Raw genomic sequence first — 13,030 nt, 5'->3', positions numbered from 1 at the left:
GTGACGGCATGACCGGCACCACCGCCCCGACGCAGTCGGGGGCGCCGGCCGCCGACCCGGTCGGCGGCGGCATCGAGCGCCTGATCGCGACCGCGATCGCCGCAGCCCTGATCCTGGCCCTGCTCCCACTGCTGATCCCCGTCATGACCGTCCGGATCGCGGGGGAGGGTGTCGCGACCAGGGCGTGGTTCTGGATCTCCGCCCGCTGGCACCTCCCCGCCGCGCTCGGCGGCATCGCCGCCGTCACCGCCCTCGTCACGATCGAGGTGCTGCTGCTCGCCCACGGGATCCAGACGGGGGAGCTGACCACGTCGTGGGACACCGTCCAGACGGTCATCCCGTGGCTGGTCGTGAGCCTCTTTGCAGGGGTGCTGTTGGTGCCGGCGGCGTGGCTGCTGCGCCGCCGGAAGATCGCCGGGCTCGTCCGGGCCAGGCAGATCTCCGACGTGGTGAACCAGACCCGCATCGAGACCGCCCGCAAGGTCGCCGCCGACGCCACCGCCGCCCGCCGGATCGGCGTCCACCTCGACACCGTCACCGGCAAGATCACTGGCATCACCCCCGGCGGCCACACCGCACCCCACCCGATCCCGGGTGGCGGGTCGGCGTTCGCGGTGACGGTCGAGCAGACCGTCACCACCGCCGCGGAACGCTTCCGCGACCGGCGCGCGGTCCGGGACTGGATCGACGCACCGAACCGGATGCTCGTGCTGCCGGGGACGTCGTCGTCGGTGCGGGCTTTGGTGATCGCTGAGTCCGGGTCGGGGAAGACGGTGCTGCTGAACGGGATGATCCTCTGCGCCCTCGCCTATGGGTGGCCGGTGTTCTTCCTCGACGCGAAGGGCGACCCTGCCGACGCCACCCACCTCGCCGCCCTCGCCCGCTCCCAGGGCAAGAGCGCCGGCGTCGCCGACGGGTGGAACCTGTTCACCGGCACCACCGACCAGGTCACCGCGAAGCTCATGCGCCTCATGCCCTCGCCGGATGGCGCGAATCAGCACTATCTCGACGAGATCCGCGGCGTCCTTCAAGCCGTCCAAGACCGCACCCCGGTGACCGGCATCGCCGACCTCCGCGACCGGCTCCTGAACCCGGGCGAGCATGTGCGGGATCAGTACGACCTGCGGATGGTGAACAACGTCGTCGACCGCGAAGGCACCACCGCCGGTGAACGCGCCCTCCAAGCCCTCCTCGTCGCGCTGCGGCCGCTCGAGCCGTGGCTGTCCGAGGACGGGTGGACCTACGACCGCCCCGCCGGAGACATCACGATCGTGCCGCTGTCTCCGGTCGATGACGCCCAAGCCCGCCTCGGCGACCTGCTCCTGTTGGATCTGCGGAACTTCCTCGCCACCCGACTTCGCCGGGGCGACAAGACCCCGGTGCTGGTCGTCGTGGACGAGTTCCCGCAGCTGGTCACCGACACCTCCGACCCCGGCGACACCGCCGGCTCTCTCTTTGAGACCGCCCGCAGCGCGGGGGTCGGGCTGGTGCTGGCGACGCAGTCGCCCGCGGGGCTGTCGAACGACGAGACCCGCCGCCGCCGCGCCCTCACCTCCGGTGCCGCGCTGATCTTCGGCCGCTCCAAGGACCCCGAGGATGTCGTGCAGTACGCGGGAACGGTCATGCAGATGGAAGCCTCCGGCACCGCCCAAGGCGACGAGCTCCGCTCCGCCCGCGCACAGCACACCTGGGTCATCCCACCGCAAGACGTCCGCGAAGCCGCCGACGGCGCCTTCTGGCTGGTCCAAGCCGGAGCCATCGCCGCATTCCGCGCCCTCCCGCAAGCCCAACCCGCCCCCACGCCCGTCGAGCCTGCACCGGTCGGCCATCTTGACGAGGACGCTGCGGATGAGATCACGACTGTCGATCAGGAAGAAGAAGGAACAGCATGAGCACCACCGCCCCATTCCCCGGCTCCGCCCGCGCCGCCGGCTACACCGAAACCGACACCCCCACCACCGCACCGCCCACCCCCGAGGCGCCCGCGGCCGCGGAAGCGCCCGAGCCCGTCGAGCTCGAGGCGGCAGAGGTCGAGGTTGTCGAGCCGGCCGCGCCGATCGACCTCACCACGCTCACCGGAACCGGACAGCCGGACCCCGCCCGTGAGGGCGTCCGCGGGCTGCTCGGGAAGCTCGGCGTGAAGGTCGCCCCGAGCCCAGCCGAACTCGCCCACCGGGAGCAGGCCGCGCTGCTCGAGCAGGACGAGGCGACGATCCGGCAGACGACGTTCCCGCGGGCGGTCGGGATCCTCGTCGCCAACCGCAAGGGCGGCGTCGGGAAGACCCCCACGTCAGTCATCCTCGGCGGTACCCTCGCCGCCATCCGCGGCGGCTCCGTCGCGATCATGGAAGTCTCCGACGACCCCGGCACCCTCACCTTCCGCGCCGAAGGCACCCCGCAGCGTGGCATCGGCGAACTCGTCACCGACGCGAACCAGATCCGCTCCGCCGGACAGCTCGCCTCGTACACCGCTCCGCAGACCTCGTTCGCCTCGATCATCGGCACCACCGGCCCCCGCTCACGCTTGGACCGGGACGCGGTCGAGACGACCGCGGCCGTGGTCGATAAGTACTACGGCATCCGCGTCATGGACTCCGGCAACCAGCCCTCGTCCGACGCCTTCGACGGCGCCCTCGCCGTCACCGACGCCCTCGTCATCCCCGTGCTCAACTCCGCCGAAGCGGTCGGCGAGGCCATCGCCCTGCTCGACCACCTCCGGAATCATGGCGGCCGCATCGCGGCCCTCGCCGATCAGGCGATCGTGCTCCGCCTCACGGACGGGCGGGTCGAGAACCCGCAGCTCGGCGCGAACATCACCGGGATCCTCGCCCAGCACGGCATCGACCGCACCTACGAGATCCCCTACGACGCCCACATCGCCGAACGCGGACCCATCACCCTCGCCAAGCTCGCGCCCGCCACCCGGGCCGCGTTCACCGCCGCGACCGCCGCGATCATCCGCACCCTGACCGACCAGCCGATCACCGAGAAGTAAGAGGAAGCAGCACCGTGCACCACATCGTTCGACTCATCGACAACCCCCTCGACGGCGTCCTGCCGAACTTCACCATCTTCGGCACCGAGTTCACCGAGCTCTGGCAGAAGCTCCTCGCCGGCATCTGGGGCATCGCCATCGTCATGGCGATCGTCTTCCTCATCGTCGCCCTCGCCTCCATGGCCACCGCCTCCGCAAACTCCAACCCGATGGCCTACCAGACCGGCCGAACCCAAGCCATCTGGTGCGCGATCTCGCTCGTGCTGCTGGCCGCCCTCGCGGTCATCGTCGGCGCCGTCCTCGCCGTGGTGGGGTAGACGCATGGCCGCCACCACGCCCCGCCCGCGCCGCCGCATCCTCTGGATCCTCATCGCCGTGGTCGTCGTCATCGCCCTCGCGATCACCGGGGCGGTCATCGCCGGCGCACTCCGCGCCGGCCAAGACGACCCCACCACCGCACCGTCGACGAGCTCGAGCCCGGAACCGTCGAAGTCCGCAACCACCGACGCCGAGCCCACCGGATGCCTCGGTGGCCAGAACCGCGACGCCGACATGCTCCTCACCGCCCAGGCCGACGCCCCGCACACCAGCAACGGCGCCGTCGAGGTGACGGCCGCGATCGTGCGCTGGATGTACCGCGCACCCGTTCCCGCGCCCGATGAGATCGCCTCAGTCGAGGGCGAGCTGTTCTCCGACCAGGCGAACGCACAGTTCCGCGACCTCGCTTCGGCGTACGAGACTTCGCCCAACCCCAGCGGCGGAATCGTCGAAGAGGGCCGCGACTTCTACATCTCCACGATCCCCGGCGTCTGGCACCTCGAGTCGTACACCGACGACACCGCCACCGTGTCGGTCGGCGGCGGCTATGTGATCGACGGCGAGCTGAGCCCGCAGCTGCGCTCGTCGACGACCTTCGAACTCGCGTGGGAGCGCGACGCCTGGCGCCTGGTCAAGGGCGAGTCGCCGCGACCGACGCAGGAGCTGTTCTCCCTCGGAACGACATTCACCGGAGGTTGCTGATGGCGGCCGCGGACTGCGGTAGCAACCCGCTCGGATGCATCGCGGGTGGTGTCGGAGATGCGGTCAACGGCGCCGTCGGCGCCGTGAGCTATTGGTCGGACCCGTGGGGGAACACGTTCAAGGCGTTGAAGGATGCGTCGAAGAGTCTGTCGTCGGAGTTGCTGCCGGCGGTGACGAAGGCGACGCTGCCGGATCTGAGCGCGGAGTGGTTTCTGAACGCGTACAAGATCTCGTTCGCGATGGCGATCCTCGCCGCGGTGGTCCTGATGATCCCGCAGCTCTACCGGACCGCCCGTGGGACGCAGTCGGGGCGGGACACGCTCGAGTCTCTCGGGCTGTACTTCCCGCTGTTCTTGGTTGGGGCGATCTTCGGTCCGGCGTTCGGTCGGGTGTTGGTGGAGTTCTTCCACGCTCTGTCGAACTCGCTCGCGTCGTGGGGGATCACGTCGTCGGTGGACAAGGTCACGTCCCAGTTCTCGAAGATGATCGACGAGAGCGACGGCGCCGCGATCGCCGGCGGGCTGCCGTTGGCGACGGTGCTGATGCTGTGCATGCTCCTCGGCCTGATCTGCGTGCTGCTGGTGCTGATCGTGCAGCTGGTGACCCTGTACTTCGTGGGGGTGCTGGTGCCGCTGTCGCTGGTGTGGATCCTGGATCCGCAGCGGCGCGGCTTCGGCACGAAGCTGCTCGCGGTGTGGGTGGGGATACTCGCCGCGCACCCGCTGCTGTTCTTCCTGCTCGGGGTCGCGTTCTCGTTGCTCGCGTCGAACATCGACGTGCTGGGGAACTCGGCGAGTCTGAAGAAGACGGTCGAGCTCGTGGTGGCGATCATCGCGATGTTCATGGCCGCGTTCTCCCCGCTGCTGCTGATGAAGTTCGCACCCCTCATCCCGACTGGCCTTGGCGGCGCCTCCGGCCCATCGATCTCACCCGGCTCCTGGGGCGCCCCATCCCTCTCCGACGCGGCGGCCCGGTTCGGCAACCGCCGCACCCCGGATGCGCCGACTCCGGCCTCTTCGGGCGGACCGGCTGACGCGGCCCCCGTGGCCGCGCGTAGCAGCGCGGGTGGGCTCGGCGAAGCGGCTGCCGCGCGGGCCGGGGCATCCAGTGCCGCCGCCGGAGCCTCATCGGCAGCGGGCGCGACGACCGCGGCAGAGAGCGTCGCCGCCGCAGGTGCGGCGGAGTCCGCTACCGGTGCCGGTGCGGTGATCGGCGTTCCGACGCTGATCGCGGCCGGTGTGGTCGCCGGTGGGGCGAAGGTGGCTGAGGTCACCGAAGCCGCCGGGCAGCAGGCGACTGCGGCGATGGACGACGGTGAGGGGGAGTGATGAGCGCACCGATCGCCTCGACCGTCGACAGCGACCGCCACATCGGTGGCGAGTCCGCGCACCGGAGCTTCTTCGGCCGCACCCAACCCAAGGGCCGCATCCCAGCCCTCGCGGTCTGCTTCCTGGTGATGCTGGTCGCGACGCCCCTGATCGGGGTCTGGGGTGTCGTCATCGCCGCCGCCGGCGGCCTGACGACGGTCCTCCTCACCGCCCGCACACACCGGGGGTCGATCATCGATCGCCGCATCCGCCGCTCCCGGTGGAAGCGGCGCACCGCCGCCGGGACCGATCGGTTCGACCCGTTCGATGAGGCCGAGTGGGAGGTGCGGACTTCCGCACTCGCGAACGCCCGCGGCCGGAAGGCGCGCACTGCCGCAGCGCGGGAGGTCGCGGCGATGCGCGCCGTCCCGGACGGTGCCGACGGGCTCGGGTGGCTGCAGCTCGCGCCCCGTGAGCCGGGCATTGCCTGGCATGCCCCGTCGGGGGAGCCGGAGTACCTGTCGGTCGCGTTCACCGTCACCGGGCAGGCGTCTGGTCTCGAGTCGCCGTCGGCGATGCGGCAGGCCGCGGCGGCGTGGGGTGCGTTCCTGGAGTCGAAGGCGTCCGCGTCGAACCTCGCCTCGAGCGTGCAGACGATCACGCGGGTGCTGCCGCCGGATTCGGCGATGCAGGAGTTCTGGGTCCTCTCCGCCCTCGACGACGCGGCCCCGGCGGATGCGGTCCAGTCCTATGAGGACGTGCTGCGGCTGACGGGGGAGAACGCGATGGTGCAGCGGCACTACATCGTTCTCCGGTGGCAGGTCACGGAGCAGTTCCGCGACGCCGCCCTGAAGTACGGTACCGGCCGCGACGGCTGGCGCGGGCTCATGCGGCAGGAGATCTCCTCCACCATCACCGGCCTCCGTGACGCACGCCTCGGCGAGGTCGAGGTGCTCTCCGCGCGTCGGCTGGCGGCGATGATCCTGCACCAGCAGAACCCGTCCCGCCCGATCGACTACGTCGCCGACATCGACCCCACCAGCCTCGGCCTGTCCTCGCATGACGAGTTCTCCGCCCACGTCGTCGACGACTCCGATCCGGTCACCGGCGAGACTGTGACCTGGTGGCATCGGACTGCGGCGATCACGTCGGAGAACATGGCCATGGGTGCCCGCACCCCGCTGTGGGCGCTGCCGCTGCTGCTCGGCAACGAGACCCGCACCGTCCGCACCCTGTCCTTCCACCTCCGCCTCATCCCCAAGGGGGAAGCATCGTCGGCGGCGCGGGCGGATGTCGTCCGCGACACCGCCGACGTCCGCGCCGCCCGCGAGAAGGGCCGCCTGGTCGCGGACGAGACCGGGTCGAACATGTCCGCCGCGAAACGCCGCGCGGCGGATCTCGCGCACGGGTCCCCGCACCAGGGCGTCGAGTGGGTCGGGTTCGTCACGATCTCCGAACGCAGCCGCGACGACCTCATGCGCGGATCCCGGATCCTCGAGGACGCCTGCGCGACACAGCTCGGCGTGACCCGCCTCGACTGGCTCGACTCCTACCAGGCCGCCGCCTCCGGAACCACGTGGCCGATCGCCCGCGGACTCAACCCCGGCACCCCCTCTTTCGCCACCCGCACCGTGAACCGGATGGCCGGCCGCAGCGACAAGGACTCCCTCTCATGACCACCACCGACAACCAGAAGAAGACCGTCTGGAACCTCCCCGTCCTCCGCCTCATCGCCCCGCCCGCCCCAGCTGCAGTTCCGGAGCCGGGGGAGGCGCTGCTCGAGCAGACACCCTGGGGACGCCCCGGATCGCAGCTGCGAGTCAAGCCGGGGCGGGCGCGGCGCGGGTTCTACGGGCCCAAGCTGGCGGGGGCGCCGACGACGACCCGGCAGGCGGAGATCCTCAACACCGCCACCATCGGCGCACCCACCGGCACGGCGGGGATCGTGACCGGTCGGGATGTGCTGTCGCAGACCTCGATCGCCCACGACCCGGTCACCGCCTACAACGCGACCCCGCGGGCGGTGTCGTCGCCGAACGTCGTCATCGTCGGCGACGTCGGCTCCGGCAAGAGCTCCCACACCAAGACCTCCTACGTGCTGCGCCCTCTGCTGCTGAACAAGCGCCGCGCGGTCGTGTTCGACCGCAAGGACCGCGGCGGGGAGGGGGAGTACTCCGAACTCGCCCGCCGCTTCGGCGCCGAACCGATCCGCTTCACCACCGACGGCACCGGCACCCGGGTGAATCTCCTCGACCCGCTCATCGCCCACGGCGCCGGCGGGCAAGGGCAGATGAGGCTGCTGAACGTGATCGTCCGCCTTGCCCGCGACGGGCAAGCCCTCACCGAATGGGAAGAAGAAGCCCTCCGCGCCGCCCTCACCCGCACCCGCGCCACCCAGGACGGGAACCGCACCCCGGTGCTCGCGGATGTGCTGCCGAACCTGTCGCGGGTGACGGATCTGCCGGAGTATGCGGATCTGTCGCCGACGGCGATCGACGCCCTCCACCAGGCCGGCCTCTCCGTCCGCTTCACCCTGAACTCGCTCCTGCAGGACTACGCCGGGCTCCTCGACGGCGAGACCTCCAAGGAAGTCGACCTCACCGGGAAGCTGACCTCGTTCGACATCTCCCAGCTCGACGAAGACGGTCCCGCCGTCCCGGCGGTGATGGCGATCGGGCACATGTGGCTCCTCGGCCGGCTGCGCAACGACCGCGGCTGGGCGACGAACTGCATCTACGAAGAGGGCTGGCACATCGCCGCCGGCCCCTCCGCCGCGCTCGCCCGCTCCAACCAGAAGCTCTCCCGCGGACTCGCGCTGTCGAACGTATTCGTCTTCCACAAAGGCACCGACATCCCCGACGGCTCACCCTCCATCGCGATGCTCCAGGAAGCACAGACCGTCCACGTCTACCGCCAATCCCTCCACGAGGACGCCGCCTGGTGCCAGCGCGTCTTCGGCTTCGCCCCCGACGCCGCCGAACGCATCACGCAACTGCGCGACGGGCAGCGCTACGACAAGATCGGCTCCCGCCCCGAGATCTGGGTCGAACACATCCGCTCCCCCTGGGAGACCCGCCTGACCAACACCGACGAAGCCTTCGAGGCCGTCGCGAACTGATGAACCTCATCACCAGAACCGCCCTCGCCGGCGGCGCCATCCTCGCGCTCCTCGCCGGCAGCTTCACCCTCTCCTCCGGCACCGGCCAAGCATCCGCCTGCACGACTCAGACCGTCGATCCCGCCACGGCAGGGAAGGTGGCGGCAGTAGCCGGGTACTCCGGCACCCAGCTCACCAACGCCGCTCACATCATCAACGCTGCCACCGCCCTCGGCCTCGACACCGCCGGACAGACCCTCGGCGTCATGACCGCCATGGGTGAGTCCTCACTCCGCGTCCTCGACCACGGCGACACTGCCGGCCCCGACTCCCGCGGCCTCTTCCAGCAGCGTGACAAATGGGGCACCCTCGCCCAACGCATGGATGCCGAGCAGTCCGCGACCCTGTTCTTCACCAAGCTCAAGACCATCACCGGATGGGAGCAACTCGCCCCGTCAGCGGCCGCGCACAAAGTCCAGGGCAACGCCGACCCCGACCACTACACCCGCTACTACCAGCCCGCCACCGCCGTCGTCCAAGCCCTCGCCGCCACCACACGAGGCACCGGCTGCGGCATCTCCGGCGACAAGATCGAGCTCGCGCAGAACCTCGTCACAGCCGCCGACGAAGGACGCCTCAAAGGCCTCACCCCGGACCACATCAAAGAGATCCGCTGGATCGCCCAAGGCCAGACCGTCCCCGACTGCGACATCGACGTCCGTATTCTGCAGATCATCACCATCGCCCTCAACACCTTCCACCGCATCGGCGTGAGCGACATCAACCGCAAATGCACCGGCCAGATCCTCGGCGGCGGCACCAAGTCATCCCACTGGATCAACGGCGGCGGCGGGGCCGTCGATTTCTACAGCCTCGCTGCCACACCCACCACCGGCGCAGACGGCAATGCCATCCGCCTCATCGGCGCACTCGATGCCGTTGTCCAGGCGAAGGCGCGTATCGGTCAGAAGCAGTGCCGCGCGAAAGCCGACGTGCGGCTCGCATTGCAGCACTTCGCGGAGTTCGACGACACCTGCAACCACCTGCACGTTGACATCGCTTACGTCTAGCGCTTCTTCCGGCCGAACACAGTGTCCAGGAAGCTCGTCGTTCGTTGCTTCGCGAGCAGACCTTGATCTCGGAGTTCCGCGACGCGCTGCTTGCTGAGCACGCGCGAGTCGCGCTCTATCCAGTCGCCGAACAACCGTTGCATGCGGCCCCGTTCCGGCCCGGAGAGCGTCGGGAGGGAGAGCGCGAGCTGGGCCGCGACCGCTAGGTCCTGGTTCGCACCGCGTGTACTGAGCAGGTCTATCGCGTCGATCAGTACAGCCTTGAGCCCCGCTGTTCTAGGTGGAATCGTGCGCAGCCGGTCGGCTAGTGCGCTTCGCGAGGCGGCATTCGACGCGTTGGATAGTTGAGTCATGAAAGGACGGCTCGAGGAAATAGTGATCTCGTCTCCCGCGCTCGCGCGCGCTCGCTGGAGGGCGTCGACGTTCGCGAAGTGGAACCAGAGCTGACTTCGCTCCTCGACACTCACTCGTTGCGCCCACGTTCGGAGGGCTGCGGTTGATACGAGGATGTCGCTCTCGTCCGCGACCGCAATGATTTCATCCGCGGTCGGACCGGACCTCGCCCAGGTGTCGGCGATGCTGGGCTCGTACTCCGTGAGCACCGTCACTTCATCTGCCGTCAACGAGGCGTGGGGCTTATTCGAAATGGCAGAGGCGGCGGCATCCGCCCTTGCGATCATTCGGCCTAGAAGCGGATTCGCCTCGATGCTCATCTCTACGTTGCTCTTCAAAGCAAGAGAGAACTCGGCGGGGGCAGCGGCCCTCTCAGATATGGCTAGAAGGCCGTCCGTCTGAGCGTCTTCGGCGCCGGACTCGAGGATGTTGAGAACGAGAGTTGCCTGCAGCGCTGAGAAGCCGATGCCGGGTTCCGCGCTCTCGCCGGCATCGAGGAAGTCAGCAGTGTCGCTCAGCATTGATGCGTCCCATTCCGAGTCCGCGCCAGCTACGTGCATGTCGAGGATACTGAGCACGCCACTGTGCGAGACCGGAGTCGGCGTTGCAACGAGCTTCAAGTGCCGGTAGTTACTGAGCGCGTTCGCGCGCACGTCCGCCGCAAATCCCCCAACGAAGCGTCGTGCAACAGTCTCGATTGCATTCTCGGTGAGTTCTGTATCGGCAGTAACACCCGCCAGCCGTTCTACCGTCGAGATCCATCGCCAAGCGGCCCCCGACGGACGCCGTGCGATCGCGACGAGCGCCAATCGCAACTGGTGCTCGGGCGCGATGTTCGGAACGCCGCCGTTGAAGACTTCATCGTGTTGGTTCAGAAGGGTCTTTTCGTCCAGCTCGCCCACTTCGAGCAGGAACTGCTGGATGGCCCCGAATACCTCGGAATGTTCGGCGACATCGGCTCGTACGTCCGCGATATCGCTGGCTCTTGTGGAGAGTTCGAGAATTCGTGCTGCTCGGTCATTCTTCTCGGCTTCATTGAGGACCTTCGCTTCATTGACTGCGACAGTCGCGGTGCTAGCTGGCTCATGAATGATGAGTTCGGGCACCCGGAAGGCGCGATTCAACGCCTGCAGAATCATGCTCGAATCCACCTCCTCGACAGACCTGCCAAGCCTGCGAAGGAGTTCGGGGAGGTACGCGCCTTCGTCCGCGCCATGCGGAACTGCCGCGTCGAGGAGTGCTTCTGCCGCTGCGCCCAGCTGCTCGTCGCTCATTTCAGGGACGACACTTCTGAGAAGCGTGTCGGTGTCGATTCGGTCGATCGCCGCGGCGAGTGCCGTCGAGAGCATCTGCGGTTGATCCAGAGCACTGAGCAGATACCCGGACATCGAATTGGCGTCGACGACGGTGGAGGTGAGCCCGGCAGACACGATGCGCGAGAGCTCAGCCGAGTACTGATCTCGGATGGGCTGAGTGACCGAACCAGACAGGATTCCGAAAAAAACGCGCCTTCTCGCTGTTCCAGCAAGTAGCGAAGCGCGCCTTCGCGATCGTGATCGGACGCGTCCATGAGAGCTTGAGTTAGATCGGATCTCGCAGGGCCCTCTACGTCGAGCACCATGTTGTAGATCGCTGGGTCGTCGAAGTTAAGGAGGTCGCCGCCGGCGTGCATGAGCACCAGGTCTTGACGGGGAAGGGCGTAACCGCTCTCACTCAACCGGCGAAGGTACTGGCCAAGTTCAGCCGCGAGATCAAGGGCGACGCCTTCTCGGAACTTGCTTGCTCCCTCTGCGCTTGGTTCGGGCGCAACGACTTCGTCGACCGGCTGAATCAGTTCAGCGGAGTCGTTGGCGCGGGCGGCTTCCAGGTTGCGGTCGAGCGCTCGTGGCTCGATCTCCATCTCGCGCGCGAGCGTGGGGAACTCGGTCTGGATCGCTGTCCAGACTGCGATCTCCTCAGACCTGCCGAGCCAATCGAACCCCATGGACTCGTAGAGTCGCGCGTTCACTGCGAAATCGTTGAGCAGTACCTTCGTCCGGCGCGGACTCCGTAGGTGAATCGGGGAGACCGCGTTCACAACACGTTCAAGCCTCTGATTTCCGGACGCGCGTAGTTCTGCCCATATCCCGCCCTTGTCGGCGACGAGTGAAAGTGCATAGCGCCGCGCAACATGCCGTGGCTGCGGCGGAAGAGAGATCTGAAACTGGAAGATCTTGTCGAGGTATTCACCCGAAGTTGCGTAGTACGGCGCGCTGGGCTCTACAGGAGCTCCGCCTCGATGATGCCGGGCGATTGTCGCTGCTACTGCTGCTCGATCGAAAGCGACCACGAAGACGCAGCGATCGTGGCCGAGAAAGGTTCTCAGGCCCTCCAAGGTGTCCATGACAGCGTCCGGATCACAGCGGTCCAGCTCATCGACGAGTACGACGTAGCGCCGCTTTTTCTTCAACATCGAGTCGAAGATCTGACGGAACTGGGCGACCGAGCTCGGGCGAGATTCCTCAACGTCAACCCGGGTCAGAGTCATGAGAAGCCCGAGTAGTACGAAGATCAGCGATCCGCTTGCGGCAACACCCGCGAAGCCGAGCACGTTCGCCGCGAACGTCGGGACGAACTCAAGCTTCGGGTCCGAGAGCATCGCGATTCGGGCCCACAGTGCGGGGAGACCAAGGACGATCGCGGCGCCGATCAGCGAAGTTGCAACGACGGCTCTGCGCCGTTTCGTCTTGTCAAGACGATGAAGCCCGAATGGCAATCTGACGGATCTCTTCGATGTGAAAAGCCGCTCGTCGACGTCGTTTTGGTCCAGTTGGCGGCCGACCTCAGCGAGGAAGTTGGCCTGGAAGTTGTCGCCCGCGTTCTTCCATGCGTCGAACCGCAGCGCAGTCGGTTGTTCCGGCAGTTTCGCGAGCTCTTTCTCGAGCAAGCCGAAGAAACTGCTCTTCCCCGACCCCCACGGGCCGAAGATGGCGATGTTCATGTGGGTAGTGGCGGTTGCCGCAAGTTCGGCCACGCGCCGCGCTGTGCTGCGGTGGTTGAGTAGATCCAGACTGTCGGGGATCGAGCCACCCGCCGCGATGACATCAAGTGGTTCGTCTCGGAGGAGGTCTTCGGCGGAGAGCGGGCTGTGGGTCAATGCGGTTCCTTG

Annotated in this window: 10 protein-coding genes; 8 read left to right on the top strand and 2 right to left on the bottom strand. The window is 67.9% G+C overall.

The window, feature by feature from the left end:
* Positions 1–8: 8 nt before the first annotated feature.
* From FJ658_RS00945 to FJ658_RS00910, 8 genes are read left to right on the top strand one after another with little or no spacing between them, the layout of a single operon-like run.
* Positions 9–1,892 (top strand): ATP-binding protein, encoded by a 1,884-nt coding sequence (locus FJ658_RS00945; protein WP_141143506.1) that lies wholly within the window; start codon positions 9–11, stop codon positions 1,890–1,892.
* Positions 1,889–2,995, top strand: coding sequence for a ParA family protein (locus tag FJ658_RS00940; RefSeq protein ID WP_141143505.1), 1,107 nt, complete (start codon positions 1,889–1,891; stop codon positions 2,993–2,995). The genes FJ658_RS00945 and FJ658_RS00940 overlap by 4 nt, the downstream gene beginning before the upstream one ends.
* Positions 2,996–3,009: 14 nt before the next feature.
* Positions 3,010–3,312 (top strand): hypothetical protein, encoded by a 303-nt coding sequence (locus FJ658_RS00935; RefSeq protein ID WP_255447481.1) that lies wholly within the window; start codon positions 3,010–3,012, stop codon positions 3,310–3,312.
* Positions 3,313–3,316: 4 nt separating this feature from the next.
* Entirely contained in the window at positions 3,317–4,015 is a 699-nt protein-coding gene (locus FJ658_RS00930) for a hypothetical protein (protein ID WP_141143504.1), read from the top strand.
* A complete protein-coding gene (locus FJ658_RS00925) occupies positions 4,015–5,343 on the top strand; it encodes a hypothetical protein (RefSeq protein WP_141143503.1) in 1,329 nt (442 codons plus the stop codon). Before FJ658_RS00930 ends, FJ658_RS00925 begins: the two co-directional genes overlap by 1 nt.
* Positions 5,343–6,998 (top strand): hypothetical protein, encoded by a 1,656-nt coding sequence (locus FJ658_RS00920; RefSeq protein WP_141143502.1) that lies wholly within the window; start codon positions 5,343–5,345, stop codon positions 6,996–6,998. Before FJ658_RS00925 ends, FJ658_RS00920 begins: the two co-directional genes overlap by 1 nt.
* Positions 6,995–8,440, top strand: coding sequence for an ATP/GTP-binding protein (locus tag FJ658_RS00915; protein ID WP_141143501.1), 1,446 nt, complete (start codon positions 6,995–6,997; stop codon positions 8,438–8,440). The genes FJ658_RS00920 and FJ658_RS00915 overlap by 4 nt, the downstream gene beginning before the upstream one ends.
* Positions 8,440–9,489 carry a hypothetical protein gene (locus FJ658_RS00910; RefSeq protein ID WP_141143500.1) on the top strand — a complete coding sequence of 350 codons (1,050 nt, stop codon included), beginning with the start codon at positions 8,440–8,442 and terminating at the stop codon, positions 9,487–9,489. The genes FJ658_RS00915 and FJ658_RS00910 overlap by 1 nt, the downstream gene beginning before the upstream one ends.
* Here the strand turns inward: FJ658_RS00910 and FJ658_RS00905 are convergent.
* Positions 9,486–11,231 (bottom strand): hypothetical protein, encoded by a 1,746-nt coding sequence (locus tag FJ658_RS00905; RefSeq protein ID WP_141143499.1) that lies wholly within the window; start codon positions 11,229–11,231, stop codon positions 9,486–9,488. The two genes, FJ658_RS00910 and FJ658_RS00905, sit on opposite strands and share 4 nt — an antisense overlap.
* Positions 11,153–13,018: a P-loop NTPase fold protein gene (locus FJ658_RS00900; RefSeq protein WP_141143498.1), complete on the bottom strand. Its 1,866-nt coding sequence runs from the start codon at positions 13,016–13,018 to the stop codon at positions 11,153–11,155. Before FJ658_RS00900 ends, FJ658_RS00905 begins: the two co-directional genes overlap by 79 nt.
* Positions 13,019–13,030 lie beyond the last annotated feature (12 nt).

It is taken from the genome of Schumannella sp. 10F1B-5-1, from assembly GCF_006517535.1.
Taxonomy (GTDB): domain Bacteria; phylum Actinomycetota; class Actinomycetes; order Actinomycetales; family Microbacteriaceae; genus Schumannella.
Note: the sequence above shows the minus strand (reverse complement) of the source record. Positions and strands in the feature narration are given on the sequence as shown.